Below are 25,260 nucleotides of genomic sequence, written 5' to 3'. Positions count from 1 at the left end.
GTCTGAACATACGGCGCCTTATGATTGTTTTCTCCTCGTTACAAATTCGTCGCGGCGTACGCGTCCTGCTGGACAACGCCACCGCCACCATCAATCCTGGCCAGAAAGTCGGTCTGGTGGGTAAAAACGGCTGCGGTAAATCTACGTTGCTTTCGCTTTTGAAAAACGAGATAAGCGCCGACGGCGGCTCCATGACCTTCCCGAGCAACTGGCAGCTGGCGTGGGTTAATCAGGAAACGCCGGCCCTGCCGCAACCGGCTATTGATTATGTTATTGATGGCGATCGCGAGTTCCGCAAGCTGGAAGCCGATTTACAGCAGGCCAATGAGCGCGACGACGGCCACGCCATCGCTACCGTCCACGGTAAGCTGGATGCCATTGACGCCTGGACGATTCGTTCCCGTGCCGCCAGCCTGCTACACGGCCTTGGTTTCAGTAACGAGCAGCTTGAGCGCCCGGTCAGTGATTTCTCCGGCGGCTGGCGTATGCGCTTAAACCTCGCGCAGGCGCTGATCTGCCGTTCCGACCTGCTGCTGCTCGACGAACCGACCAACCACCTCGATCTTGATGCGGTGATCTGGCTGGAAAAATGGCTGAAAGGCTATACCGGTACGCTGATCCTGATTTCCCACGATCGTGATTTCCTCGATCCGATCGTCGATAAAATTATTCATATCGAACAGCAAACGATGTTCGAATACACCGGTAACTACAGCTCGTTTGAAATCCAGCGCGCGACCCGTCTGTCGCAACAGCAGGCCATGTATGAAAGCCAGCAGCAGCGCGTAGCCCACTTGCAGAGCTATATCGACCGCTTCCGCGCCAAGGCCACCAAAGCGAAGCAGGCGCAGAGCCGTATCAAAATGCTTGAGCGCATGGAGCTTATCGCCCCGGCGCACGTCGATAACCCGTTCCACTTCAGCTTCCGCGCGCCGGAAAGCCTGCCGAACCCGTTACTCAAGATGGAAAAAGTCAGCGCCGGCTACGGCGAACGGATTATTCTCGACTCCATCAAGCTGAACCTGGTGCCCGGTTCGCGTATCGGTCTGCTGGGGCGCAACGGCGCCGGTAAATCAACGCTGATTAAGCTGCTGGCCGGTGAATTACAGCCGCTGTCCGGTGAAATTGGCCTGGCGAAAGGGATTAAGCTCGGTTACTTCGCCCAGCATCAGCTCGAATTCCTGCGCGCCGATGAGTCGCCGATACAGCATCTGGCCCGCCTGGCGCCGCAGGAGCTGGAACAAAAACTGCGCGACTACCTCGGCGGCTTTGGATTCCAGGGGGATAAAGTCAGCGAAGAGACCCGCCGTTTCTCCGGCGGCGAAAAAGCGCGCCTGGTGCTGGCGTTAATCGTCTGGCAGCGCCCTAACCTACTGCTGCTCGATGAACCGACCAACCACCTTGATCTTGATATGCGTCAGGCCTTAACCGAAGCGCTGATCGACTTCGAAGGGGCGCTGGTCGTGGTCTCGCACGATCGTCACCTGATCCGCTCCACCACTGACGATCTGTATCTCGTACACGACGGTAAAGTTGAACCGTTTGATGGCGATCTGGAAGATTATCAGCAGTGGCTGAGTGATTCGCAGAAGCAGGAAAACCAGACTTCTGAAGCGCCGAAGGATAACGGCAACAGCGCGCAAGCGCGTAAGGATCAAAAACGCCGCGAAGCCGAACTGCGCACGCAAACGCAACCGCTGCGTAAAGAGATCGCCCGGCTGGAAAAAGAGATGGATAAACTCAACGCGCAGCTGGCGCAGGCGGAAGAGAAACTGGGCGACAGCGAGTTATATGACGCCTCGCGCAAAACGGAATTAACCGCGTGCCTGCAGCAGCAGGCGAGCGCCAAATCAGGGCTCGAAGAGTGTGAAATGGCGTGGCTGGACGCGCAGGAACAGCTGGAGCGGATGCTGCAGGAAGGTTAATGAGTAACCGCCCGGCGGTGAGAGAAAATTCATCGTCGGGACTTTCTGCTTAAGTATCCCGGGAGACTTTCCGAAATTCATCGCTCAGCCATTCTCTTGAATCATTTTCATGTAATCTATACCGATTACCCGCAAGACCACATATTGGCTAACCGCCCACTTTTATGCGCGGTATAGTGTTCTAAAAGTTTCTTAATAATCCTGGTACTATGGTTGAAATAACCCCGACAGCAGTGACGCCCCCCGATAACGATTCGCGCGAATTCCATCCGATGCGCGGCGTGGGCAATCGTCATCTGCAAACCATGCTGCCGCGGATCATCCGCCGCAAGCTCCGATTTACGCCGCACTGGCAGCGTCTTGAGCTGCCGGATGGCGATTTCGTCGATCTGGCCTGGAGCGAAGACCCCGCCGGCGCGCGCCACAAACCGCGGCTGGTGGTTTTTCACGGTCTGGAAGGCAGCCTGCATAGCCCTTACGCCCACGGTTTAATTCACGCCGCCATGCAGCGCGGCTGGCTCGGGGTGGTGATGCATTTTCGCGGCTGCAGCGGCGAGCCGAATCGCAACAGTCGTATTTATCACTCTGGCGAAACGGAAGACGGCACCTGGTTCCTGCACTGGTTGCGGCGTGAATTCGGCGCCGCGCCGACGGCGGCGGTAGGCTATTCGCTTGGCGGCAACATGCTGGGCTGTCTGCTGGCGAAAGAAGGCGACAATATTCCGCTCGATGCGGCCGTCATTGTCTCGGCGCCCTTTATGCTGGAAGCCTGCAGCTACCATATGGATAAAGGATTTTCGCGCGTCTATCAACGTTACCTGCTCAACCTGCTGAAAGCCAACGCCTCGCGCAAGCTGAAAGCCTATCCAGGCTCGCTGCCGGTGGATCTTCGCCAGCTCAAAAGCATGCGCCGCATCCGCGAATTCGACGACATGATCACCGCCAAAATCCACGGTTTCGCCGATGCGCTAGACTATTACCGACAGTGCAGCGCGATGCCGCGCTTAAGCGATATCACCAAGCCGACGCTGATCATTCACGCAAAAGACGATCCATTTATGGACCATCATTCAATACCGCCGCAGGAACAGCTGCCGGCTAACGTCGAATATCAGCTCACGGAACAAGGCGGCCACGTTGGCTTTGTCGGCGGTACGCTGCGAAAACCGCAAATGTGGCTGGAGCAACGTATTCCGGATTGGTTAACCCGCTGGCTGGGAGGACAAGCATGATTATTCCCTGGCAGGATCTCGATCCCGAAACGCTGGATAATCTGATTGAAAGCTTTGTGTTGCGCGAAGGCACCGATTATGGTGAACATGAACGTTCGCTTGCCGATAAAGTCGCCGATGTAAAACAGCAGCTTAAAACCGGGGAGGCCGTACTGGTGTGGTCAGAACTGCACGAGACGGTCAACATCATGCCCCGCAAGATGTTTAACGGCTAAGCGCCATGCCCCTCTAACCGCGAGAGCCTGGCGCGATACGGCGACACACCATCACTTAATCAGGGAGTTGTTATGTCTGCCAAACATCCAGTGATCGCAGTCACGGGCTCCAGCGGCGCGGGCACCACCACCACCAGCCTCGCGTTTCGCAAAATTTTCTCGCAGCTGAACCTGCATGCCGCGGAGGTCGAAGGGGATAGCTTCCATCGCTATACTCGCCCGGAAATGGACATGGCGATCCGCAAAGCGCGCGATCAGGGCAAACACATCAGCTACTTCGGCCCGGAAGCCAACGACTTCAGCCTGCTTGAACGCACCTTTTTAGAGTACGGCGAATTCGGCAAGGGCCAGTCGCGAAAATATCTCCATACCTATGATGAAGCGGTTCCCTGGAATCAGGTTCCCGGCACCTTTACCCCGTGGCAGCCGCTGCCTGAACCGACCGACGTGCTGTTTTATGAGGGGCTGCACGGCGGCGTGGTGACGCCGCAGCATGACGTGGCGAAACATGTCGACCTGCTGGTCGGCGTGGTGCCGATAGTCAACCTCGAATGGATTCAGAAGCTCATTCGCGATACCAGCGAACGAGGCCATTCGCGCGAAGCGGTGATGGACTCAGTGGTGCGTTCGATGGAGGACTACATCAATTTCATCACCCCCCAGTTCTCACGTACCCATATCAACTTCCAGCGCGTGCCGACGGTCGATACCTCGAATCCGTTTGCCGCCAAAGGTATTCCATCGCTCGACGAAAGCTTCGTGGTGATTCACTTCCGCAATTTGCAGGGGATTGATTATCCCTGGCTGTTGGCGATGCTACAGGGGTCGTTTATCTCGCATATGAACACCCTGGTGGTGCCGGGCGGTAAGATGGGGCTGGCGATGGAGCTCATTATGGCGCCGCTGGTCGAGCGCTTGATGGAAGGCAAAACCATTAGTTAAGGGCAAAATAAAACCCCGGTCGCCGTGCTGCCGGGGTTAGTGTCCCGCTACGTCAATTCGCCTCAGGCTTCGATGACTTCGTAAGAGTGGGTGATGTTGACCGCCTTTTCCAGCATCAACGCCACCGAGCAGTACTTCTCCGCGGATAAATCCACCGCACGGGACACCGCCGCATCCTTCAGCTCTTTACCGGTGACGATAAAGTGCAGATTGATATGAGTGAACAGGCGCGGCGCCTCTTCACGGCGTTCGGAGGTCAGCTTCACTTCGCAGTTAGTGACGTTTTGACGCCCTTTTTGCAGGATAGACACCACGTCAATTGCGCTACAGCCGCCCGCCGCCATTAACACCATCTCCATCGGGCTGGGCGCTTTGTCCCCGGAGTTGCCATCCATTAAAATCTGGTGGCCGGAGGCCGACTCACCGATGAAGGTTAGACCTTCCACCCATTTCACACGCGCTTGCATAAAATTTAACTCCGCTGTTGCAATTTTCCTGACAGATTACGCGCACATAACAAATCTCGCAACGGAAGGCGACCTGGGTCATGCTGAAGCGAGACACCAGGAGACATGCGGTGAAAGCTATGCTAAAACAGTCTGGATGCTACAGTAATACATTGATGTACCGCATGTATGCTGAGGAGTTCACATTACAGGCTGCATAAATTGAGCAGCCAGCTTCCCAGGCATAGGGAAAAAATACGATTGCATGCCCGGATGCCGTGTAGTGTCGGCGTCCGGAGATAGCTTATAACAGAGGATAACCGCGCATGGTGCTTGGCAAACCGCAAACAGACCCTACCCTTGAATGGTTCTTGTCTCATTGCCACATTCATAAGTACCCATCAAAGAGCACGCTGATTCACCAGGGTGAGAAAGCGGAAACGCTTTACTACATCGTAAAAGGCTCCGTGGCTGTACTCATCAAGGATGAAGAAGGTAAAGAGATGATCCTCTCTTACCTCAACCAGGGCGATTTCATCGGTGAATTAGGCCTGTTTGAAGAAGGTCAGGAACGTAGTGCCTGGGTACGTGCGAAAACCGCATGTGAAGTGGCCGAGATCTCTTACAAAAAATTCCGTCAGTTAATCCAGGTGAACCCGGACATCCTGATGCGCCTTTCTTCGCAGATGGCGCGTCGTCTGCAGGTCACTTCCGAGAAAGTCGGTAACCTTGCTTTCCTCGACGTGACGGGCCGTATCGCTCAGACCTTACTGAATCTGGCGAAACAGCCTGATGCCATGACTCACCCGGACGGGATGCAGATCAAAATCACCCGCCAGGAAATTGGCCAGATCGTCGGTTGCTCTCGTGAAACCGTCGGCCGTATTCTGAAGATGCTGGAAGATCAAAACCTGATCTCGGCACACGGTAAAACTATCGTCGTCTACGGTACCCGTTAAGTCGCTAAACGGCGTATTGCTCCGCGCAGTACGCCGTTTTTGTTTCTCCCATGTGGCGCAGGCTGATTTACCACCCGGAAGTCAACTATGCACTGCGGCAAACGCTGGTGCTGTGTCTACCTGTGGCCATCGGGCTTCTGCTCGGCCATCTGCAGCAAGGGCTGCTGTTCTCTTTAGTTCCCGCCTGTTGCAATATTGCCGGTCTCGACACCCCGCATAAACGTTTTTTCAAACGCCTGATCGTTGGCGGCTGCCTGTTTGCCGGCAGCAGCCTGATTGTGCAATTGCTTCTGGCGCGCGACATCCCGTTGCCGCTTATCCTCAGCGCGCTGGCGCTGATTCTCGGCGTGACGGCGGAAATCAGCTCGCTACACGCTCGCCTGTTGCCGGCATCGCTTATCGCCGCCATTTTTACCTTAAGCCTGGCCGGCAATATGCCCATCTGGGAGCCGCTGCTTATCTATGCGCTGGGAACCTTGTGGTACGGACTCTTTAACTGGTTCTGGTTTTGGCTCTGGCGAGAGCAGCCGCTGCGCGAGTCGTTAAGCCTGCTTTACCGCGAACTGGCTAACTATTGCGAGGCCAAATATAGCCTCCTGACGCAGCACACTGATCCGACGACCTCCCTGCCGCCGCTGCTTACCCGCCAGCAGAAGGTAGTCGATTTAATTACCCAGTGCTATCAGCAGATGCATATGTTAGCCGCCAACCAGCGTAGCGATCATAAGCGACTGCTGCGCGCGTTCCAGGTTGGGCTGGATCTGCAGGAACATATTTCAGTGAGCCTGCACCAGCCGGAAGAGGTGCAAAAACTGGTGGAGCGCAGCCATGCGGAAGCGGTCATCCGCTGGAACGCGCAGACCGTCGCCGCTCGTCTGCGGGTGCTGGCGGATGATATTCTCTACCACCGCTACCCGCGCCGCTTTCAGATGGATAAGCAAATCGGCGCGCTGGAAAAAATCGCCTATCAGCATCCCGATAACCCAGTTGGCCAGTTCTGCGCCTGGCACTTCAGTCGTATCGCCCGCGTGCTACGTACTCAGCGCCCGCTGTACGCACGTAACCTGATGGCGGACAAAGAACGACGCCTGCCGCTGCTACCGGCCCTGAAGAACTACCTGTCATTGAAATCCCCGGCGCTGCGCAACGCCGCGCGCATCAGCGTAATGTTGAGCATCGCCAGCCTGATGGGCAGCGCCCTGCACCTGCCGAAGCCTTACTGGATCCTGATGACCGTGCTGTTCGTGACGCAAAACGGTTACGGCGCCACCCGCGTGCGGATTGTCCACCGGGCGGCAGGCACCCTGGCGGGCCTGGTGATCGCCTGGCTGACCTTACACTTCCACGTACCGGAGAGCTATACGTTAAGCGGTATGTTGTTCATCACGCTGCTGAGCTATCTCATCATTCGTAAACACTACGGCTGGGCGATGGTGGGCTTTACCGTCACCGCGGTATACACCCTGCAGTTGCTAACGCTTAACGGCGAGCAGTTCATCGTCGCCCGCTTTATCGATACCATCATTGGCTGTCTGATCGCCTTTGGCGGGATGGTCTGGCTATGGCCGCAATGGCAGAGCGGCCTGCTGCGTAAAAACGCCCACGATGCTCTGGAGGCCGATCAGGAGGCTATTCGGCTGATACTTAGCGCCGATCCGCAAGCCCCGGCGTTGGCCTACCAGCGTATGCGCGTCAACCAGGCGCACAACGCCCTGTATAACTCGCTTAACCAGGCGATGCAGGAACCGGGTTTTAACTCGCACTATCTGGAAGATATGAAGCTGTGGGTAACCCATAGCCAGTTTATCGTTGAACATATCAACGCCATGACCACGCTGGCGCGCGAGCATACGATGCTAACGCCTGACCTGGCGCAGCGGTATCTGGAATCTTGTGAAATTGCGCTACAGCGCTGTCAGCAGCGTCTGGATTCAGACGGGCCGGGCAGCGCGGGCGATGTAAATATTATGGAATCCCAGGACGGGGAAGTGTTGCGTGGGCCGCTCAGCACCCTTGAGCAGCATCTGCAGCGGATCCTCGGCCATCTGAACACCATGCACACCATTTCGTCGGTGGCATGGCGTCAGCGTCCGCATCACGGCATCTGGCTACGCACGACTAGGCGCTAAGCACGTTTTTAACCGCCTGCGCAAAGCGCGCCATCCCTTCGGCGATATCGCTATCATCAATCACCAGCGACGGCACAAAGCGCATTACGTCCGGCCCGGCGTTTAACACCATCACCCCGGCCTCCGCCGCGGCATAGAGGAAATCGCGCGCGCGTCCATGATGCTGCGGCTTAAGCGCGGCGCCGATTAACAGCCCCATGCCGCGGATGTCGCTGAACAGATCAAACTGCGCATCGATCTGCTGCAGGTGTTCGACAAACAGCGCCCGTTTGGCATTCACGCCCTCCAGCACCTGCGGCGTGTTAATCAGGTTGAAAGCCGCGGTCGCCACCGCGCAGGCCAGCGGATTGCCGCCGTAGGTGGAGCCATGGGAACCGGCATGGAAGGCGCTGGCAATTTCATTGGTGGTCAACATCGCGCTAATCGGGAAACCGCCGCCGAGCGCTTTCGCGCTGGTCAGGATATCCGGGGTCACGCCGTAATGCATATAGGCGAACAGCGAACCGGTACGGCCCATACCGCACTGCACTTCATCAAATACCAGCAGCGCCTGATGCTGGTCGCACAGTTCGCGCAGCCCCTGCAGGAACGCCGGCGTCGCCGCCATTACCCCGCCCTCGCCCTGAATCGGCTCAACCACCACCGCGCAGGTATGGTCATCGATCACCGCTTTCACCGCCTCGAGATCGTTAAATGGGACATGCACGATATCTGCCGGTTTCGGCCCGAAACCGTCAGAGTATTTCGGCTGACCACCAACCGAGACGGTGAACAGCGACCGTCCGTGGAAGGCATTATGGAAAGCGATGATTTTGGTTTTGTACGGGCTATGGCGAGTGATTGCGTAATGACGCGCCAGCTTGAACGCCGTTTCATTGGCTTCCGTACCGGAGTTCATAAACACCACGCGTTCGGCAAAAGTAGCGTCCACCAGCTGGCGACCCAGGCGCAGCGCCGGCTCGTTGGTAAAAACGTTGCTGGTGTGCCACAGGGTTTCGCCCTGCTCGTGCAGCGCCGCCACCAGCGCCGGGTGGCAGTGGCCCAGCGCGGTCACCGCAATCCCGCCGGCAAAATCAACGTACTCTTTGCCCTGCTGATCCCAAACGCGGCTGCCTTTCCCCTTCACCGGAATAAACTCCGCCGGTGCATAAATCGGCAGAATGACTTCATCGAATGTGGCGCGGGTGATTGCCGGTTGCTCTGTTGCCATGTGATGCCCATCCTTCTGTGTAATGTGCAATGAATGCGATGTTTTAATCACAAAATATGCATAATAAATCAACTCATGGCAACTACAAATCAGCGTTTAAGGAAGTTTTGCAGCAGTTGGTGTCCCTGTTCGCTAAGAATACTCTCCGGGTGGAACTGCACGCCTTCGAGATCCCACTGGCGATGGCGGATACCCATGATTTCACCGCTGGCGCTGCGGGCGGTAACGATAAAATCCGCGGGAAGGGTTGGCGGGTCGATAACTAATGAATGGTAACGCGTAACGGTGAGCGGGTTGTTTAACCCCTTAAAAACGCCCTCGCCGTTGTGCTCAATAAGCGACGTTTTACCATGCATGACCTGCGCGGCGCGTACGATGGCGGCGCCGAAGACCTGGGCGATAGCCTGATGACCCAGACACACGCCGAGCAGCGGGGTTTTTCCGGCATAGCGGCGGATAACGTCCAGCGAAATACCTGACTCATCGGGCGTGCAGGGGCCCGGCGAAATAACGATTTTCTCCGGCGCCAGCGACGCTATCTCTGCCAGCGTTAACTCATCGTTACGCTTAACCAGCACCTCCGCCCCCAGTTCGCAAAAGTACTGGTACAGATTCCAGGTGAAAGAGTCATAGTTATCGATTAGCAGGATCATAGCGGCTCCGGAAAAAACAAAACCGGGCTATTCTACTCAGATTCCCGCGCTTCGCTTACCACTTTACGAAAGATACGCTCCAGCGGTTCCGGGTCGCCCATCGCGCCCAGCTGGTTAGCCTGGCTCCACGCATCCGGCTCAATACCCCGCCAGTCGAGCAGGTAGCCGGCGTGAATGGCCAACTGTTCGAAGAAGATCCTTTGCGTCAGGCCGTTGCCAAGGCGGAACGGGTGCAGGACATTGATTTCGCCGTAGTACCAGCTCAGGCGTTCGACGAACGTCTCCCGGGGTTGTTCACACAGATAGTCCTCTTCTTCCAGCTTGCGCATCAGCGCGTTGCCCTCTTTCTCTATCCACGCGAAGTGGCAAAACGGCGTATCGCCCTGGTAGATATCGATTTCCCGCAGTTTGCCCGCCCAGTCAAAGAGATCCTGATAAAGTTGCCGGTGAATGGCGCACAGATGCGGTAAGCCGCGGCCGCGCGGGCCCAACGGGATCGTCGCCGCGCGCAGCGAAGTGAATTCCCATGCCGTTTGTTCCAGCCGCTGCGCCTGACGAATACCCAGCCGATTACGCAACACATCCAGCGTCGGATAGAGATAGGGGTCGCGATCGTCACCATATTTAGCGCTCATGACGCCTCCTCAGCTCGGCAAGACGCGCCAGCGCTTCCTCAGCCGTCAAGGTAACGAGCGGTACCGTCGCGCCTTCAAGGCGTCGGCTGGCCTGAAAATTGGCATTGCGGGTCTGTTCCCAGAGCCGGGATTTTTGTTTATCGGTGAGTAAACGCATGGTCGCCTCCCTTATCGTCCCCTGTGTGCCACAAGTATAAGCAGCAATTTCAGGTTACGCAGAGAGGCAAGCTGGGCGCAGGCGGACCGCCCGCGCCTGAAGAAGATTACGGCAGCACTTTCGCCGAGAGAATAACGACCGGTTTGGACGGAACATTTTGGTATGGGCCGACGTTGTGGGTCGGAACCTGAGAAATTTTGTCGGCGACGTCCATTCCCTTCACCACTTTACCAAATACCGCGTAGCCAAAATCGCGCTGGCCATGGTCGAGGAAGGCGTTATCGGCCACGTTGATGAAGAACTGGCTGGTCGCGCTGTCCTGGTCGGCAGTACGCGCCATGGCGATCGTGCCGCGGGTATTACGCAGGCCATTGTCGGCTTCGTTTTTAATCGGCGGGTTCGGCTGCTTTTGCTGCATCTGCTCGTTAAAGCCGCCGCCCTGCACCATAAAGCCTGGGATCACCCGGTGGAATGTCGTGTTGTTATAGAAACCGCTGTTCACGTACTTCAGGAAGTTATCGACAGAAATCGGCGCCTTCTGGCTATTCAGCTCCAACTCGATGTTGCCAGCAGAAGTGGTCAGCAGTACGTGCGGGTCGCCCTTGGCCGCCATGGCGGGGGAGAATGCTGAAATGGCGAATACGGCAGCCATCGCCGCCAGAGTGGATTTGAGCATGGAAATTCCTTAACGGAGCAGAGTAAAAAGCAAGTGCCTTGATTCTAAAGAGCCTTTGCATAGCGGGCTAGCCTTTTACCTAATTTTACTTAGCTGAAACACTTGTTACGAACTGACTCAGGGGTGAGTAATCTTATTAGTGTGATCAAGGTCACACAAAACCATGCAATAAGCTCTACATTTCAATATAAACGTTTGCCTTCATCACTTGAATGAATAAAATCTGTGCGCCCGGCGCAGCGTCAACGCGCTTTACCTATCTATTCACAGGCCTGTCATGACTAACAGCAATCGTATCAAGCTCACATGGATCAGCTTTTTCTCCTACGCCCTGACCGGCGCGTTGGTGATCGTCACCGGGATGGTGATGGGGAACATCGCGGATTATTTCCATCTGCCGGTGTCCAGTATGAGTAACACCTTTACCTTCCTCAATGCCGGTATTCTGATTTCTATCTTCCTGAATGCCTGGCTGATGGAGATCGTGCCGCTGAAAACCCAGCTGCGCTTCGGCTTTATCCTGATGCTGTTAGCTATCGCCGGGCTGATGTTCGGCCACAGCCTGACGCTGTTCTCCGCGTCGATGTTCGTGCTCGGTCTGGTCAGCGGGATCACCATGTCGATCGGTACTTTCCTGATTACCCACATGTATGAAGGCCGCCAGCGCGGCGCGCGTCTGCTGTTCACGGACTCCTTCTTCAGCATGGCAGGGATGATCTTCCCGATGGTCGCCGCCGTTCTGCTAGCGCGCAGCATCGAGTGGTACTGGGTTTACGCCTGTATCGGCCTGGTCTACGTTGCTATTTTCGTGCTGACTTTCGGCTGTGAGTTCCCGGTGCTTGGCAACAAAGCGCTGGCGGAAAACAGCCAGCCGGTAGTGAAAGAGAAATGGGGCATCGGCGTGCTGTTCCTTTCCATCGCCGCGCTATGCTACATCCTCGGCCAGTTGGGCTTTATCTCCTGGGTACCGGAATATGCCAAAGGCCTCGGCATGAGCCTCGGCGACGCCGGTAAGTTGGTCAGCGATTTCTGGATGTCCTATATGATCGGCATGTGGTCGTTCAGCTTCATCCTGCGCTTCTTCGACCTGCAGCGCATCCTGACCGTGCTGGCGGGCCTGGCGACAGTCCTGATGTATCTGTTCATTAACGGTTCGCCGGAGCATATGCCGTGGTTCATCCTGACCCTTGGCTTCTTCTCCAGCGCCATCTATACCTCGATCATTACTCTGGGCTCGCAGCAGACTAAAGTCGCTTCACCGAAGCTGGTGAACTTCATTCTGACCTGCGGCACTATCGGCACCATGCTGACCTTCGTGGTGACCGGGCCGATCGTCGCGGCCAGCGGCCCGCTGGCCGCGCTGCACACCGCGAACGGCCTCTATGCCGTGGTATTCGTGATGTGTCTGCTCCTTGGCTTCGTTTCCCGCCACCGTCAGAACGCGTCGGCGCACTAAGCCTTAGGCCCCTTTGCTTCGGCAAAGGGGCTATTTTTGGTAAAAAACAACTCCTCGCCGCCTTTATCGGTCTGTATCCACGTCTGCGCCAGCTGCGTAGTCGCAATGACCCTTCCCTGACGAATTGACCACCGTACCGGCACCTGGCAGCGTACGGCTTCAAAACCGTTTTCCGCCGGCAAGATCACCAGATTGGCCGGGTTGCCGGTAGCAATGCCGTAATCATTGAGCCCAAAGGTTCTGGCGCTGTTGTGGGTAATCAGCTGCAGACTGTCGTTAATCTGCTGATAGCCCATCAACTGGCAAACGTGTAGCCCCATATGCAGCACCTGTAGCATGTTGCCGGTTCCCAACGGATACCACGGGTCGAACACATCATCGTGGCCAAAACAGACATTAATGCCGGCCGCCATCAGCTCCTTGACCCGCGTCACGCCGCGCCGCTTCGGGTAGTCATCAAAGCGCCCCTGCAGATGAATATTGACCAGCGGGTTGGCGACGAAGTTAATGCCCGAGAGTTTTAACAGGCGGAACAGCCGCGAGGTATAAGCGCCATTGTAGGAGTGCATCGCGGTCGTATGACTCGCGGTCACCCGGGGGCCGATTCCCTCTTTTAATGCCAGCGCGGCGACCGTTTCGACAAAGCGCGACTGTTCATCGTCAATTTCATCACAGTGGATATCCAGCGGACGCTGGTATTTCTGCGCCAGACGGAAAGCGATATGCAGCGACTCCACCCCGTATTCACGGGTAAATTCGAAATGCGGGATCGCCCCAACCACATCGGCGCCCAGCCGTAACGCCTCCTCCAGCAAACTCTCACCATTGGGGTAGGATAAAATCCCTTCCTGGGGGAAGGCGACTATCTGCAAATCGACCCACGGCGCTACCTCTTGTTTGACTTCCAGCATCGCTTTCAGCGCCGTCAGAGACGGGTCAGAAACATCGACATGGGTGCGGACAAACTGGATGCCGTTAGCGATTTGCCAGCGCAGGGTTTTCCACGCACGGGCTTTCACATCCTCATGGCTTAGCAGCGCTTTACGCTCCGCCCAACGCTCAATCCCTTCGAACAACGTTCCGGACTGGTTCCAGTTCGGTTCTCCCGCCGTCTGCGTGGTATCGAGATGAATGTGCGGTTCGATAAACGGCGGGATGGCCAATCCGCCGCGGGCGTTAAGCACTTCGTAGCTCTCGCTGCGCGCCTCTCCCATCGGCGTAATGTCGCCGAATCGCCCTTTATCAATCGCAATCTGCCACAGCCCTTCTCGCTTTGGCAGATGGACGTTCTGAATTAACCACAGCGGCGTTGTCGACATAGTTTGCCCCCTGAATATTGCTTATTTCTTCTGCTGCCTTTGTACATAAAAAGAACAGAACGGAAAAGCCTGATTTTTCCATCACTTAGAAAAATCATTATAAATCATAAATATACCCATTAAGTGGTAGGTAAGTTCTAAATTGATTTGTATCAATGAGTGTAGTAGCTGAATCGTTAAGGTAGGCGGTAATAGAAAAGAAATCGAGGCAAAAATGAGCAAAGTCAGAATCGCTATTATCGGTAACGGCATGGTCGGCCATCGCTTTATCGAAGAGCTTCTTGATAAGGCGCCTGCCGGACAATTCGACATTACCGTGTTCTGTGAAGAGCCGCGTATCGCCTATGACCGTGTCCACCTGTCGTCTTACTTCTCCCATCACACTGCGGAAGAGCTGTCGCTGGTACGCGAAGGTTTCTATGAGAAACACGGCGTCAAGGTACTGGTCGGCGAACGCGCGATTACCATCAACCGTCAGGAAAAGGTGATCCACTCCAGCGCTGGCCGTACCGTTTTCTACGACAAGCTGATTATGGCGACTGGCTCATACCCGTGGATCCCGCCCATTAAAGGCGCGGAAACCCAGGATTGCTTCGTCTATCGTACTATTGAAGATCTTAACGCCATCGAATCCTGCGCCCGTCGCAGCAAACGCGGCGCGGTGGTCGGCGGCGGTCTGCTCGGCCTGGAAGCGGCTGGCGCGCTGAAAAATCTCGGCGTGGAAACCCACGTGATCGAGTTTGCGCCGATGCTGATGGCCGAGCAGCTCGACCAGATGGGCGGCGAGCAGCTGAAGCGTAAGATTGAAAGCATGGGCGTGAAGGTTCACACCAGCAAAAATACCAAAGAGATCGTTCAGCAGGGCACCGAGGCACGCAAAACGATGCGCTTCGCCGACGGTAGCGAACTGCAGGTCGATTTCATCGTCTTCTCTACCGGTATCCGTCCGCGCGACAAGCTGGCTACCCAGTGCGGTCTCGCCGTCGCCCAACGCGGCGGCATCATGGTCAACGATAGCTGCCAGACCTCCGATCCGGATATCTACGCTATCGGCGAATGCGCCAGCTGGAATAACCGCGTATACGGTCTTGTCGCCCCGGGCTACAAAATGGCGCAGGTTACCGTTGACCATATCCTCGGCAACGACAATCTGTTCACCGGCGCCGACCTCAGCGCCAAGCTGAAGCTGCTCGGCGTGGACGTTGGCGGTATCGGCGACGCCCACGGGCGCACGCCGGGCGCGCGTAGCTACGTCTATCTCGACGAAAGCAAAGAAGTCTACAAACGGCTCATTGTCAGCGAAGATAACAAAACCCTGCTTGGCGCGGTACTGGTCGGCGACACCAGCGATTACGGCAACCTGCTGCAGCTGGTGCTGAATGCCATCGAGCTGCCGGAAAACCCGGATTCGCTGATCCTCCCGGCCCACGCCGGCAGCGGCAAGCCATCCATCGGCGTGGATAAACTGCCGGACAGCGCGCAGATTTGTTCCTGCTTCGACGTCAGCAAAGGCGACCTGATCGCCGCTATCAATAAAGGCTGCCACACCGTGGCGGCGCTGAAAGCGGAAACCAAAGCCGGAACTGGCTGCGGCGGCTGTATTCCGCTGGTGACGCAGGTGCTCAACGCCGAGCTGGCGAAACAGGGTATCGAAGTGAACAACAATCTGTGTGAGCACTTCGCCTACTCTCGCCAGGAGCTGTTCCACCTGATCCGCGTCGAAGGCATCAAAACCTTCGACGAACTGCTGGAAAAACATGGTCAGGGCTACGGCTGTGAAGTCTGTAAGCCGACCGTCGGTTCCCTGCTGGCCTCATGCTGGAATGAGTACATCCTCAAACCACAGCACACGCCGCTGCAGGACACCAACGATAACTTCCTCGCCAACATCCAGAAAGATGGCACCTACTCGGTTATCCCGCGCTCCGCAGGCGGCGAAATTACGCCAGAAGGCCTGGTTGCCGTCGGTCGCATCGCGCGCGAATTTAATCTGTATACCAAAATCACCGGCTCCCAGCGTATCGGCCTGTTCGGCGCGCAAAAAGACGATCTGCCGGAAATCTGGCGTCAACTGATTGAAGCCGGCTTCGAAACCGGCCATGCCTACGCCAAAGCGTTACGTATGGCGAAAACCTGCGTCGGCAGTACCTGGTGCCGCTACGGCGTCGGCGATAGCGTCGGCTTCGGCGTAGAACTGGAAAACCGCTATAAAGGTATCCGTACCCCGCACAAAATGAAGTTCGGCGTCTCCGGTTGTACCCGTGAATGCGCGGAAGCCCAGGGTAAAGACGTTGGGATCATCGCCACCGAGAAAGGCTGGAACCTGTACGTGTGCGGTAACGGCGGGATGAAACCACGCCACGCCGATCTGCTGGCCGCGGACCTCGATCGCGATACGCTCATCAAATATCTCGACCGCTTTATGATGTTCTACATCCGCACCGCCGATAAGCTTACCCGTACCGCGCCGTGGCTGGACAACATGGAAGGCGGTATCGACTATCTGCGCAGCGTCATCATCGACGATAAGCTGGGCCTGAACGATCACCTTGAAGAAGAGCTGGCTCGCCTGCGCGCCGCTTTTGCCTGCGAATGGACCGAGACCGTCAATAACCCGGCGGCGCAGACGCGCTTCAAACACTTTATCAACAGCGATCAGCGCGACCCGAACGTTCAGGTGGTGCCGGAACGTGACCAGCATCGCCCGGCCACGCCCTATGAGCGCATCCCGGTCACGCTGGTGGAGGAAAACGTATGAGCCAGTGGGTAAACATCTGCAAAATTGACGACATCCTGCCGGCGACCGGCGTCTGTGCGCTGCTGGGGCAACAGCAGGTAGCTATCTTCCGTCCGTACCATGACGACAGAGTGTTCGCCATCAGCAATATCGATCCGTTCTTCAATGCCAGCGTGCTGTCCCGCGGGATTATCGCTGAGCATGACGGCGCGCTGTGGGTTGCCAGCCCGCTGAAAAAGCAGCGCTTCCGCCTCAGCGACGGGCTGTGCATGGAAGATGAGAGCCACTCCATCGCCCACTACGAAGCCCGTGTTAAAGATGGCAAAGTGCAGCTGAAAGCCTGATGCCGCAAGGTTCCCTCCGCGCCGCGGGGGGAACCATATCATCAGCTTATGACCACTAATAAGTAGAGGCGGCAAAATTCATATCTCCGTGATTCCCTCTGCTGCTATGCTACGACCGCACTCCCTTTCCCCCCTTGCCGTGAGGATCTGCCGTGGACCACTTACCTATTTTTTGCCAACTACGCGATCGCGACTGCTTGCTGGTCGGCGGCGGCGATGTCGCTGAACGCAAGGCGTGTCTGTTGCTCGACGCAGGCGCCCGGTTAACGGTGAACTCACGCCAGTTTACTCCGCAGTTTCAGGTGTGGGCCGAGGCGCAAATGCTGACGCTGGCGCAGGGCGATTTCAATCCTGCGCTGCTCGATAACTGCTGGCTGGCGATCGCCGCCACCGACGATGATGTCGTTAATCAGCAGGTCAGCGAGGCCGCTGAATCACGGCGTATTTTCTGCAACGTGGTGGATGCGCCCCGTCAGGCCAGCTTTATCATGCCGTCAATTATCGACCGCTCGCCGCTGATGGTCGCCGTGTCTTCCGGCGGTACCTCCCCGGTGCTGGCGCGCCTGCTGCGTGAAAAGCTCGAATCGCTGCTGCCGCTGCACCTCGGGCAAATCGCCCGCTATGCCGGGCAGTTGCGCTCAAGGGTGAAAAAACAGTTCGCTACCGTCGGCGAGCGCCGCCGCTTCTGGGAAAAGCTGTTTGTTAACGATCGTCTCGCCCAATCGCTGGCGAACGATGATCGTCAGGCCGTTGCCGACACCACGGAACAGTTATTGAATGAGCCGCTGGAACATCGCGGCGAAGTGGTGCTGGTGGGCGCCGGTCCGGGCGATGCCGGGCTGCTCACCCTCAAGGGACTGCAGCAGATCCAGCAGGCCGATGTAGTGGTTTATGACCGACTGGTCTCCGACGACATTATGAACCTGGTGCGCCGTGACGCCGATCGGGTGTTTGTCGGCAAACGTGCAGGCTATCACTGCGTGCCGCAGGAGGAGATTAACCAAATCCTGCTGCGCGAAGCGCAAAGCGGCAAACGTGTTGTACGTCTGAAAGGCGGCGATCCGTTTATTTTTGGCCGCGGCGGCGAAGAGCTAGAGACCCTCTGCGCGGCAGGTATTCCGTTCTCGGTGGTGCCGGGGATCACCGCCGCCTCCGGCTGCTCGGCCTACTCCGGCATTCCGCTCACCCACCGCGATTTCGCCCAGGGCGTACGCCTGATCACCGGCCATCTGAAAACCGGTAGCGATCTCGACTGGCAAAATCTGGCGGCGGAAAAACAGACGCTGGTGTTCTATATGGGGCTAAACCAGGCGCCGGCGATCCGCGAAAAACTGATCGCCCACGGCATGGCGGCGGATATGCCGGCCGCTATCGTCGAAAACGGCACCGCGGTCAACCAGAAGGTCGTCACCGGCACTCTGGATCGGCTGGATATCCTGGCGCAGCAGATGGCCAGCCCGGCGTTAATTATCGTGGGCCGCGTGGTGGCGCTACGCGACAAGCTGAACTGGTTTTCTCACCATTAAGCTAATGCGCTCTGACAAAGACAAAAAAACCGGGATAATCCCGGTTTTTTTACCTTCAGCGAGCCTTATTACGGCTTAGCGACAAAGCCAATCGCTTCATATACCGCTTTCAGAGTCTTAGAAGCGTGCGCGCTGGCCTTCTCGGCGCCCTCTTTCATCACCTGATTAAGGAACGCTTCGTCGTTGCGGAAACGGTGATAGCGCTCCTGCAGCTCGGTCAGCATCCCGGAAACGGCTTCGGCGACTTCACCTTTCAGATGGCCGTACATTTTACCTTCAAAGTGCTGTTCCAGCTCCGGAATGCTCTGGCCGGTGACGGCGGAGAGGATATCCAGCAGGTTGGAAACGCCCGCTTTGTTTTGCACATCGTAACGGACAACCGGCGGCTCGTCGGAATCGGTCACCGCGCGTTTGATCTTCTTAACTACCGATTTCGGGTCTTCCAGCAGGCCAATGACGTTGTTGCGGTTGTCATCGGACTTGGACATCTTCTTGGTCGGCTCCAGCAGCGACATGACGCGCGCGCCGGACTTAGGAATAAACGGCTCAGGCACTTTAAAGATATCGCCATAGATAGCGTTAAAGCGCTGCGCAACGTCGCGGCTCAGCTCAAGATGCTGTTTCTGATCTTCGCCTACCGGTACCTGGTTGGTCTGGTACAGCAGGATGTCAGCGGCCATCAGTACCGGGTAGTCAAACAGACCGGCGTTGATGTTCTCGGCGTAGCGCGCGGACTTGTCCTTAAACTGGGTCATGCGGCTCAGTTCGCCGAAATAGGTGTAGCAGTTGAGCGCCCAGCCCAGCTGTGCGTGTTCCGGCACGTGAGACTGGACGAAAATGGTGCTCTTTTGCGGATCGATACCGCAGGCCAGATACAGCGCCAGCGTATCCAGCGTTGCTTTACGCAGGTTCTGCGGATCCTGACGCACGGTGATCGCGTGCTGGTCAACGATGCAGTAAATACAGTGATAGTCATCCTGCATGTTTACCCATTGACGCAGCGCACCCATATAGTTGCCAATGGTCAATTCACCTGAGGGCTGTGCGCCACTAAAAACGATGGGCTTAGTCATTTTTTAATTCCTGAGTTTCACTGTACGGTAGCCCAAGAGCGGGCAAGAGTTCATTAAATTGGTCAAAGATAAAATCCGGCTCGCTCAGCGCTATCGGCTCGCCGTAGTTATAGCCGTAAGTCAGACCGATAGAGCGGCAACCTGCCGCTTTCGCCGCCTGAATATCATTGCGCGAATCCCCGACGAACAAGAGTTCGGCAGGCGTCAGAGAGAGCTTTTGCGCCACCAGCAGCAGCGGATCCGGATGCGGCTTTTTGTTCTTCACATCGTCGCCGCCGATCACCACGCTAAAGTATTTCGCGATATCCAGCGCCTCGAGCAAGGGCGCCACGAACGGCGTTGGTTTGTTGGTGACCAGCGCCAGCGGCAGGCCTTTGGCATGCAGCGCGCCGAGCGTATCGGCCACCGCCGGGAACAAGAAACTACCTTCTTCCGCCGCTTCGGCGTAATAGCGGTCGAACAGTTTACGCAAAACGCGTAGCTGTTCGTCTTGCGGTATATCATGATCGTCGACGGAAGGTTTCCCCATCGCCGCGCGTAACGTGGCGCGCTCCTGGCGAGCCCAGTTCAGCGCCCGCTCCATCAGGACGTCTGCGCCGTTGCCAATCCAGGTCACGACGCGTTCTTCACCTGCCACCGGCAGTTCCAGCGCATAAAGCGCGCTATCAACGGCGGCGGTTAGACCCGGCGCGCTATCGACCAGCGTACCGTCCAGGTCGAATGCCACGCCGCGGATGGCCTGTAATTTATCCATGACTAACCTTCGCTAATTCACTACGCATTTGATCAATAACTTTTTTGTAGTCCGGCTGGCCGAAGATCGCCGAACCCGCGACAAACATATCCGCACCGGCGGCGGCAATTTCACCAATATTGCTGGCTTTCACGCCGCCATCGACTTCAAGGCGAATGTCGTAACCGGATTGATCGATAAGCTGACGCACCTGACGCAGTTTTTCAAGGGTGTGCGGAATAAAGGACTGGCCGCCAAAGCCTGGGTTAACCGACATCAGCAGGATCACATCCAGCTTATCCATAACGTAATCGAGGTAACTCAGCGGCGTTGCCGGGTTGAATACCAGCCCCGCTTTACAGCCATGCTCTTTGATAAGCTGCAGGCTGCGGTCGACGTGTTCAGAGGCTTCCGGGTGGAAAGTGATAATGCTGGCGCCGGCTTCGGCAAAATCAGGAATGATGCGGTCGACCGGCTTTACCATCAGGTGCACATCGATCGGCGCGGTAATGCCGTAGTTGCGCAGCGACTTCAGTACCATCGGGCCAATCGTCAGATTCGGCACATAGTGGTTGTCCATGACGTCGAAGTGTACGACATCCGCACCCGCCGCCAGTGCCTTAGCGGTATCCTCGCCCAAACGGGCAAAATCAGCCGACAGAATCGAAGGGGCAATCAAATACTGCTTCATCCGCATCTCCTTGAAATTTATTTGGTCTTCGGTGGACGGTACAGCGCTAAGAGCTCGTCCACCTTTTTACGCGTACCACCATTGCTGCTGATGCTGCGCCGAACCTTCACAATATGCGTTTCCGCCGCGTTTTTATACCACTCCTGCGTCAGCGGCGTGCGGTGGTTTGAGATAAGCACCGGGATCCGCTTTTTCATCAACGATTCCGCCTTTTTCGCCAGCAGTACCTGCTGATCAAGGTTGAAGCTGTTGGTGTGGTAGGCGGTAAAATTCGCCGTCGCCGTCAGCGGCGCGTACGGCGGATCGCAATAGACCACCGCCCGGCTATCGGCGCGCTTCATACACTCTTCATAAGATTCGCAGTAAAACTCGGCGTTCTGCGCCTTGGCGGCGAAGTGATAGAGCTCAGCCTCGGGGAAATAGGGCTTTTTGTAGCGGCCAAACGGCACGTTGAACTCGCCGCGCAGGTTGTAGCGGCACAGGCCGTTGTAGCCATGACGATTCAGATACAGGAACAGCACCGCGCGACGCAGGGGATCCTGACTCTGGTTGAATTCATCACGGTACTGGTAGTAGCGCTCCGCGGCGTTATTTTCCGGCGTAAACATCTCACGTGCCGCGCTGACGTATTCGTCGGTGCGCAATTTGACGATGTTATACAGACCGATCAGATCGCTATTGATATCCGCGAGAATATAACGAGAAAAGTCGGTATTCAGGAATACCGACCCGGCGCCCACGAAGGGCTCAATCAAGCATTCACCTTCCGGCAAATGCTTTTTAATATCGTCAAGCAGGGGGTATTTCCCCCCTGCCCACTTCAGAAAAGCGCGATTCTTTTTCATGCTGCCTAACTAATTACACTTTCTCCGGCTGTGGAGAAATCGCTCCGACAGCATCCTGCGCTTAAGACTACTCGCGGCATTACTTCAGGTCAGCTTGTACCTGGTGCAGCGGTTTTGCCCATGGATTTTTCGCCTGAACATCCGCAGGGAGCGTGGCGACAGCACGTTTCGCTTCATCTTTTGAAGCGTAGATGCCGCTAACCAGCACATACCACGGTTGACCGTTGCGAGTCGTCTCATAGACAACATATTTTTCCAGCTTCTCTTTCTTCGCCCAGTTATTCAGGTTGTTGTAGTTAGAGGAGCTGCTGAGCTGCAACGTATAGTTGCCAGACGGCGCAGACTTCATCGAACCAACATCGCCAGCCGTTTTGCTGCCAGCCGCTGCGGTCGCCGCAGGCGCGGTGGCCGCCGGGGTGGAGGTCGTTGCGGCAGGCGCAGTCGCGGTAGCCGTTGGCGCGGTTGTCGCAGCCGGTTTAGTCTGCGCAGTGGCGACAGGCTTGCTGGCGGTAGCCGCCGGCGCGCTCTCTACGCGCTTAGGCTTAGTTTCAACCGGCGCTTTGGCGGTCGCCTGCGGCTTGCTTTGCGGTTTCGGTTCAATCACCACCTGTTTACGCTCGGCAGGACGCGGCGCGGCGGCCGTCTGGCGTTCGGTCGTTTGACGCGGCGCGGCGCCATTACGCATCGGCGCAACGGTCGCAGGTTCGGTCGGTAAGGTGGAGTTAGCAACAGCGCTATCCAGTTGACCCTGCTGTTGAGTCAGCGCATTGTTCAGGTCGCCCTGAACTTCCACACGCTGCTGGCCCTGCGGCTCGGAGGCGGGTTGACCCTGAGTCGGATTAGAGGCGATCGGCGGCAGAGAAACGTCCTGCGACTGTTGTTGGTTGGTGTTGCCCGCAGTTTGATCGACCGGCTGCGCGGCATTGTTGTTCTGGTCAGCGGTCATGCTTTGATCGCCTGACAGATTAACGCTCTTTTCACCAGAAGCGGATTCATTGGAAGAAGATGGCGATTTCAGCGCCGAACCCACGCCGACAATCAGCAGCAGGAGTACCAGCACCCCGACGCCCATCATGACATACTGGCGGGAAGCCGGTTTAGCAGGGGCCTTTTTGCGTTTACGCGGGCGGCGTTCAACCTGCTGCTCTTCTTCTACTTCTTCTTCGGACTCGAGGTCCTCTTCGTACTCTTCTTCATCGCGTTCACGACGGGCTTTGTTCGCGCGCGTCGGACGGCCTTCATCGGCCTCAAGATCGAGATCGTCGAAATTGATCTGCGGATCGGCGTCACGCTCGGAAGACTGACGGGAACGACCAGCACGACGATCGTTGCGATCGGCTTTCATATCGTCTTCTGGTTTGAAATCATCCATTTAACACCCCACTAAAAGGCTTATGCTCACGATTATTGCATGTTGCCCGAAATGATAACGCCGCGCGGACGCGGCTAGACCTTCTTATTGTTGCGCCTGCTGAGTATCAGCAATCGCGCCAAGAACTACATCGTGCGACACTCCGCCGCGGACCTCGCTCTTTCCTATAGCGAGCGGTAATACCAGGCGCATTTCGCCTGCCAGTACCTTTTTATCACGCATCATGTGAGGCAAATACGCTTCTGCAGACATTTCCTGCGGCCCGCGTACCGGCAACCCTGCACGTTGCAACAGCGCAATCATACGCTGCGTATCCTGCGCGCTAAACTGCCCTAAACGCTCGGACGTATGCGCCGCCATGACCATTCCTGCCGCCACAGCTTCGCCATGTAGCCAGTTACCGTAGCCCATTTCAGCTTCGATAGCATGGCCAAATGTATGTCCCAGATTCAGTAAAGCACGTAACCCGGTTTCGCGCTCGTCAGCAGCGACAACTTCGGCTTTTAGCTCACAACAACGGCGAATACAGTACGCCATCGCTGATTCATCCAGCGCCATCAGCGCATCGATGTTGTCTTCAAGCCAGCAGAAGAACTCGCCGTCGAGGATAATGCCGTACTTAATAACCTCAGCCAGGCCGGAGGAGAGCTCACGCTTCGGCAAGGTTTTGAGACAATTAAGGTCGACGACCACGGAAACCGGCTGCCAGAAGGCGCCAATCATATTTTTACCGAGGGGATGGTTTACGGCCGTTTTGCCGCCAACCGAAGAGTCCACCTGCGAAAGCAGCGTGGTGGGAACTTGAATAAAACGTACGCCGCGCTGATAGCTCGCCGCGGCAAAACCGGTTAAATCGCCAACCACGCCGCCGCCGAGCGCCACGAGTGTGGTGTCGCGGCCATGTGGTTTTTGCAACAGCGCGGTAAATACCGTATCCATCACCGCCAGGCTTTTATACTGCTCGCCATCCGGCAGGATCACGCTGTCAACGTTGACACCCGCTTGCTCCAGTACGGAGCGAACGGTATCAAGATAAAGCGGCGCCAGCGTTTCATTGGTGACCAGCATAACCTGGTCGCCTGATTTCAGTGGCAGAAAAGAAGCTGGATCGTTAAACAAACCAGCCGCGATGGTAATCGGGTAACTACGTTCCCCGAGAGTTACAGTCAGCTTCTCCATAACGCGACGTCCACCTCAGTTGCTTTACTCTGACGCACTTTATTAAGCCAGAATTAGTTGCTTTCCAGCATATGAATAATCTGGTTTGCAACGACTTTCGCGCTTTGCTCGTCGGTGCGGATAGTGACATCGGCGATCTCTTCATACAGTGGATTACGTTCATCTGCCAACGCTTCAAGAACTTCACGTGGCGGCGCATCTACTTGTAATAAAGGACGCTTTTTATCGCGCTGCGTACGAGCAAGTTGTTTTTCGATCGTTGTTTCCAGGTAGACCACCACGCCGCGGGCGGAGAGACGGTTACGCGTTTCACGGGATTTTACTGAGCCGCCGCCAGTGGCGAGTACGATTCCCTGTTTTTCCGTCAACTCATTGATGATTTTTTCTTCACGATCGCGGAAGCCTTCTTCGCCTTCGACATCGAAGACCCAGCCGACGTCTGCGCCAGTGCGTTTCTCAATCTCTTGATCAGAATCGTAAAATTCCATGTTGAGCTGTTGGGCTAACTGGCGCCCAATAGTGCTTTTGCCGGCACCCATAGGCCCAACCAGAAAGATATTGCGTTTCTCTGCCATTTTTTCGGTACTACTAAGACTATTCGTTAATGATAAACCCGCTTCGCAGACACCCAGCGCAGCAGGACATGAACTGAAACCTCATATGCAATAGAGCGAGAGTCAGACTAAAAATTATCTCAATACTCCGGCTGGTTTGGCAACAGAATAAAATCGCCGGACATAAAGGGAGGATTGATGTCGTACCCGACTCTCAAATCGGTACCCCTTGTATGCTAAATCCGTCCCCGC

The 25,260-nt window shown here is 56.3% G+C and carries 24 protein-coding genes; 10 read left to right on the top strand and 14 right to left on the bottom strand.

The features are described from left to right. Positions 1-20: 20 nt before the first annotated feature. The 4 genes from ABLV08_RS06595 (at position 21) to ABLV08_RS06580 (ending at position 4,314) form a co-directional block, all read left to right on the top strand. Positions 21-1,925 carry an ABC transporter ATP-binding protein gene (locus tag ABLV08_RS06595; RefSeq protein WP_337087224.1) on the top strand — a complete coding sequence of 635 codons (1,905 nt, stop codon included), beginning with the start codon at positions 21-23 and terminating at the stop codon, positions 1,923-1,925. A gap of 209 nt (positions 1,926-2,134) precedes the next feature. After that, complete coding sequence (locus ABLV08_RS06590; RefSeq protein ID WP_015703647.1) at positions 2,135-3,157, top strand: hydrolase; 1,023 nt, start codon at positions 2,135-2,137, stop codon at positions 3,155-3,157. After that, on the top strand, positions 3,154-3,372 hold the full coding sequence (locus ABLV08_RS06585) for a YheU family protein (protein ID WP_015369405.1): 219 nt from the start codon (positions 3,154-3,156) through the stop codon (positions 3,370-3,372). Before ABLV08_RS06590 ends, ABLV08_RS06585 begins: the two co-directional genes overlap by 4 nt. Before the next feature lie 72 nt (positions 3,373-3,444). Continuing rightward, a complete protein-coding gene (locus tag ABLV08_RS06580; RefSeq protein ID WP_015369404.1) occupies positions 3,445-4,314 on the top strand; it encodes a phosphoribulokinase in 870 nt (289 codons plus the stop codon). A gap of 62 nt (positions 4,315-4,376) precedes the next feature. On the opposite strand, the gene ABLV08_RS06575 is transcribed toward ABLV08_RS06580, so the two are convergent. Further along, positions 4,377-4,781, bottom strand: a complete 405-nt coding sequence (locus tag ABLV08_RS06575; RefSeq protein WP_015703648.1) for an OsmC family protein — start codon at positions 4,779-4,781, stop codon at positions 4,377-4,379. Between the two features lie 305 nt (positions 4,782-5,086). Between ABLV08_RS06575 and crp the strand changes: the two genes are divergently transcribed. Both crp and ABLV08_RS06565 read left to right on the top strand, forming a co-directional pair. Continuing rightward, positions 5,087-5,719: a cAMP-activated global transcriptional regulator CRP gene (crp, locus tag ABLV08_RS06570; RefSeq protein ID WP_000242758.1), complete on the top strand. Its 633-nt coding sequence runs from the start codon at positions 5,087-5,089 to the stop codon at positions 5,717-5,719. Positions 5,720-5,769: 50 nt separating this feature from the next. Further along, entirely contained in the window at positions 5,770-7,848 is a 2,079-nt protein-coding gene (locus ABLV08_RS06565) for a YccS/YhfK family putative transporter (protein ID WP_015369402.1), read from the top strand. On the opposite strand, the gene ABLV08_RS06560 is transcribed toward ABLV08_RS06565, so the two are convergent. From ABLV08_RS06560 to ppiA, 5 genes are all read right to left on the bottom strand, one after another. Beyond that, positions 7,838-9,058, bottom strand: coding sequence for an aspartate aminotransferase family protein (locus ABLV08_RS06560; RefSeq protein WP_045364989.1), 1,221 nt, complete (start codon positions 9,056-9,058; stop codon positions 7,838-7,840). The two genes, ABLV08_RS06565 and ABLV08_RS06560, sit on opposite strands and share 11 nt — an antisense overlap. 89 nt (positions 9,059-9,147) lie before the next feature. Further along, positions 9,148-9,711 carry an aminodeoxychorismate synthase component 2 gene (gene pabA / locus ABLV08_RS06555; RefSeq protein WP_042893910.1) on the bottom strand — a complete coding sequence of 188 codons (564 nt, stop codon included), beginning with the start codon at positions 9,709-9,711 and terminating at the stop codon, positions 9,148-9,150. Positions 9,712-9,743: 32 nt separating this feature from the next. After that, positions 9,744-10,346: a putative adenosine monophosphate-protein transferase Fic gene (locus ABLV08_RS06550; protein ID WP_032713183.1), complete on the bottom strand. Its 603-nt coding sequence runs from the start codon at positions 10,344-10,346 to the stop codon at positions 9,744-9,746. Beyond that, on the bottom strand, positions 10,336-10,503 hold the full coding sequence (locus ABLV08_RS06545; protein ID WP_015703650.1) for a YhfG family protein: 168 nt from the start codon (positions 10,501-10,503) through the stop codon (positions 10,336-10,338). Before ABLV08_RS06545 ends, ABLV08_RS06550 begins: the two co-directional genes overlap by 11 nt. A 106-nt stretch (positions 10,504-10,609) precedes the next feature. After that, positions 10,610-11,179 (bottom strand): peptidylprolyl isomerase A, encoded by a 570-nt coding sequence (gene ppiA / locus ABLV08_RS06540; RefSeq protein WP_015369397.1) that lies wholly within the window; start codon positions 11,177-11,179, stop codon positions 10,610-10,612. A 277-nt stretch (positions 11,180-11,456) separates the two neighbouring features. On the opposite strand from ppiA, the gene tsgA reads away from it, so the two are divergent. Then, the gene (gene tsgA / locus ABLV08_RS06535; RefSeq protein WP_015369396.1) at positions 11,457-12,635 is read left to right on the top strand and encodes an MFS transporter TsgA; all 1,179 of its coding nucleotides are present in this window, start codon (positions 11,457-11,459) and stop codon (positions 12,633-12,635) included. Here tsgA and ABLV08_RS06530 read toward each other — a convergent pair. Beyond that, positions 12,632-13,954: a cytosine deaminase gene (locus ABLV08_RS06530; protein WP_032715192.1), complete on the bottom strand. Its 1,323-nt coding sequence runs from the start codon at positions 13,952-13,954 to the stop codon at positions 12,632-12,634. The genes tsgA and ABLV08_RS06530 overlap by 4 nt on opposite strands. A gap of 214 nt (positions 13,955-14,168) precedes the next feature. Here ABLV08_RS06530 and nirB point away from each other — a divergent pair, with 214 nt between their 5' ends. The 3 genes from nirB (at position 14,169) to cysG (ending at position 18,561) form a co-directional block, all read left to right on the top strand. After that, a complete protein-coding gene (gene nirB / locus ABLV08_RS06525; protein WP_015369394.1) occupies positions 14,169-16,712 on the top strand; it encodes a nitrite reductase large subunit NirB in 2,544 nt (847 codons plus the stop codon). Then, positions 16,709-17,035, top strand: a complete 327-nt coding sequence (nirD, locus tag ABLV08_RS06520; protein ID WP_015369393.1) for a nitrite reductase small subunit NirD — start codon at positions 16,709-16,711, stop codon at positions 17,033-17,035. Before nirB ends, nirD begins: the two co-directional genes overlap by 4 nt. A gap of 152 nt (positions 17,036-17,187) precedes the next feature. After that, the gene (gene cysG / locus ABLV08_RS06515) at positions 17,188-18,561 is read left to right on the top strand and encodes a siroheme synthase CysG (protein ID WP_348855676.1); all 1,374 of its coding nucleotides are present in this window, start codon (positions 17,188-17,190) and stop codon (positions 18,559-18,561) included. A gap of 68 nt (positions 18,562-18,629) precedes the next feature. Here the strand turns inward: cysG and trpS are convergent, their stop codons facing one another. From trpS to aroK, 7 genes are all read right to left on the bottom strand, one after another. After that, complete coding sequence (trpS, locus tag ABLV08_RS06510) at positions 18,630-19,634, bottom strand: tryptophan--tRNA ligase (RefSeq protein WP_015369391.1); 1,005 nt, start codon at positions 19,632-19,634, stop codon at positions 18,630-18,632. Beyond that, a complete protein-coding gene (gene gph, locus ABLV08_RS06505; RefSeq protein ID WP_020077804.1) occupies positions 19,627-20,388 on the bottom strand; it encodes a phosphoglycolate phosphatase in 762 nt (253 codons plus the stop codon). Before gph ends, trpS begins: the two co-directional genes overlap by 8 nt. Beyond that, positions 20,381-21,058 carry a ribulose-phosphate 3-epimerase gene (rpe, locus tag ABLV08_RS06500; RefSeq protein WP_015369389.1) on the bottom strand — a complete coding sequence of 226 codons (678 nt, stop codon included), beginning with the start codon at positions 21,056-21,058 and terminating at the stop codon, positions 20,381-20,383. The genes gph and rpe overlap by 8 nt, the downstream gene beginning before the upstream one ends. 17 nt (positions 21,059-21,075) lie before the next feature. Beyond that, positions 21,076-21,903 (bottom strand): adenine-specific DNA-methyltransferase, encoded by an 828-nt coding sequence (gene dam, locus ABLV08_RS06495; RefSeq protein ID WP_015369388.1) that lies wholly within the window; start codon positions 21,901-21,903, stop codon positions 21,076-21,078. Positions 21,904-21,982: 79 nt separating this feature from the next. After that, positions 21,983-23,275 carry a cell division protein DamX gene (damX, locus tag ABLV08_RS06490; protein WP_032713181.1) on the bottom strand — a complete coding sequence of 431 codons (1,293 nt, stop codon included), beginning with the start codon at positions 23,273-23,275 and terminating at the stop codon, positions 21,983-21,985. An 84-nt stretch (positions 23,276-23,359) separates the two neighbouring features. Next, complete coding sequence (gene aroB, locus ABLV08_RS06485; protein ID WP_015369386.1) at positions 23,360-24,454, bottom strand: 3-dehydroquinate synthase; 1,095 nt, start codon at positions 24,452-24,454, stop codon at positions 23,360-23,362. 53 nt (positions 24,455-24,507) lie between these two features. Next, positions 24,508-25,029: a shikimate kinase AroK gene (gene aroK, locus ABLV08_RS06480; RefSeq protein ID WP_348855675.1), complete on the bottom strand. Its 522-nt coding sequence runs from the start codon at positions 25,027-25,029 to the stop codon at positions 24,508-24,510. Positions 25,030-25,260 lie beyond the last annotated feature (231 nt).

Origin of the sequence: Klebsiella sp. CN_Kp088, from assembly GCF_040064335.1 — a bacterium.
Taxonomy (GTDB): Bacteria; Pseudomonadota; Gammaproteobacteria; order Enterobacterales; family Enterobacteriaceae; genus Klebsiella; species Klebsiella aerogenes.
Note: the sequence above shows the minus strand (reverse complement) of the source record. Positions and strands in the feature narration are given on the sequence as shown.

What these genes read in the sequence shown, in the direction of transcription:
- ABLV08_RS06595 (WP_337087224.1), top strand. Translation starts at nt 21, where the DNA reads ATGATTGTTTTCTCCTCGTTACAAATTCGTCGCGGCGTACGCGTCCTG.
- ABLV08_RS06590 (WP_015703647.1), top strand. Translation starts at nt 2,135, where the DNA reads ATGGTTGAAATAACCCCGACAGCAGTGACGCCCCCCGATAACGATTCG.
- ABLV08_RS06585 (WP_015369405.1), top strand. Translation starts at nt 3,154, where the DNA reads ATGATTATTCCCTGGCAGGATCTCGATCCCGAAACGCTGGATAATCTG.
- ABLV08_RS06580 (WP_015369404.1), top strand. Translation starts at nt 3,445, where the DNA reads ATGTCTGCCAAACATCCAGTGATCGCAGTCACGGGCTCCAGCGGCGCG.
- ABLV08_RS06575 (WP_015703648.1), bottom strand. Translation starts at nt 4,781, where the DNA reads ATGCAAGCGCGTGTGAAATGGGTGGAAGGTCTAACCTTCATCGGTGAG.
- crp (WP_000242758.1), top strand. Translation starts at nt 5,087, where the DNA reads ATGGTGCTTGGCAAACCGCAAACAGACCCTACCCTTGAATGGTTCTTG.
- ABLV08_RS06565 (WP_015369402.1), top strand. Translation starts at nt 5,770, where the DNA reads ATGTGGCGCAGGCTGATTTACCACCCGGAAGTCAACTATGCACTGCGG.
- ABLV08_RS06560 (WP_045364989.1), bottom strand. Translation starts at nt 9,058, where the DNA reads ATGGCAACAGAGCAACCGGCAATCACCCGCGCCACATTCGATGAAGTC.
- pabA (WP_042893910.1), bottom strand. Translation starts at nt 9,711, where the DNA reads ATGATCCTGCTAATCGATAACTATGACTCTTTCACCTGGAATCTGTAC.
- ABLV08_RS06550 (WP_032713183.1), bottom strand. Translation starts at nt 10,346, where the DNA reads ATGAGCGCTAAATATGGTGACGATCGCGACCCCTATCTCTATCCGACG.
- ABLV08_RS06545 (WP_015703650.1), bottom strand. Translation starts at nt 10,503, where the DNA reads ATGCGTTTACTCACCGATAAACAAAAATCCCGGCTCTGGGAACAGACC.
- ppiA (WP_015369397.1), bottom strand. Translation starts at nt 11,179, where the DNA reads ATGCTCAAATCCACTCTGGCGGCGATGGCTGCCGTATTCGCCATTTCA.
- tsgA (WP_015369396.1), top strand. Translation starts at nt 11,457, where the DNA reads ATGACTAACAGCAATCGTATCAAGCTCACATGGATCAGCTTTTTCTCC.
- ABLV08_RS06530 (WP_032715192.1), bottom strand. Translation starts at nt 13,954, where the DNA reads ATGTCGACAACGCCGCTGTGGTTAATTCAGAACGTCCATCTGCCAAAG.
- nirB (WP_015369394.1), top strand. Translation starts at nt 14,169, where the DNA reads ATGAGCAAAGTCAGAATCGCTATTATCGGTAACGGCATGGTCGGCCAT.
- nirD (WP_015369393.1), top strand. Translation starts at nt 16,709, where the DNA reads ATGAGCCAGTGGGTAAACATCTGCAAAATTGACGACATCCTGCCGGCG.
- trpS (WP_015369391.1), bottom strand. Translation starts at nt 19,634, where the DNA reads ATGACTAAGCCCATCGTTTTTAGTGGCGCACAGCCCTCAGGTGAATTG.
- gph (WP_020077804.1), bottom strand. Translation starts at nt 20,388, where the DNA reads ATGGATAAATTACAGGCCATCCGCGGCGTGGCATTCGACCTGGACGGT.
- rpe (WP_015369389.1), bottom strand. Translation starts at nt 21,058, where the DNA reads ATGAAGCAGTATTTGATTGCCCCTTCGATTCTGTCGGCTGATTTTGCC.
- dam (WP_015369388.1), bottom strand. Translation starts at nt 21,903, where the DNA reads ATGAAAAAGAATCGCGCTTTTCTGAAGTGGGCAGGGGGGAAATACCCC.
- damX (WP_032713181.1), bottom strand. Translation starts at nt 23,275, where the DNA reads ATGGATGATTTCAAACCAGAAGACGATATGAAAGCCGATCGCAACGAT.
- aroB (WP_015369386.1), bottom strand. Translation starts at nt 24,454, where the DNA reads ATGGAGAAGCTGACTGTAACTCTCGGGGAACGTAGTTACCCGATTACC.
- aroK (WP_348855675.1), bottom strand. Translation starts at nt 25,029, where the DNA reads ATGGCAGAGAAACGCAATATCTTTCTGGTTGGGCCTATGGGTGCCGGC.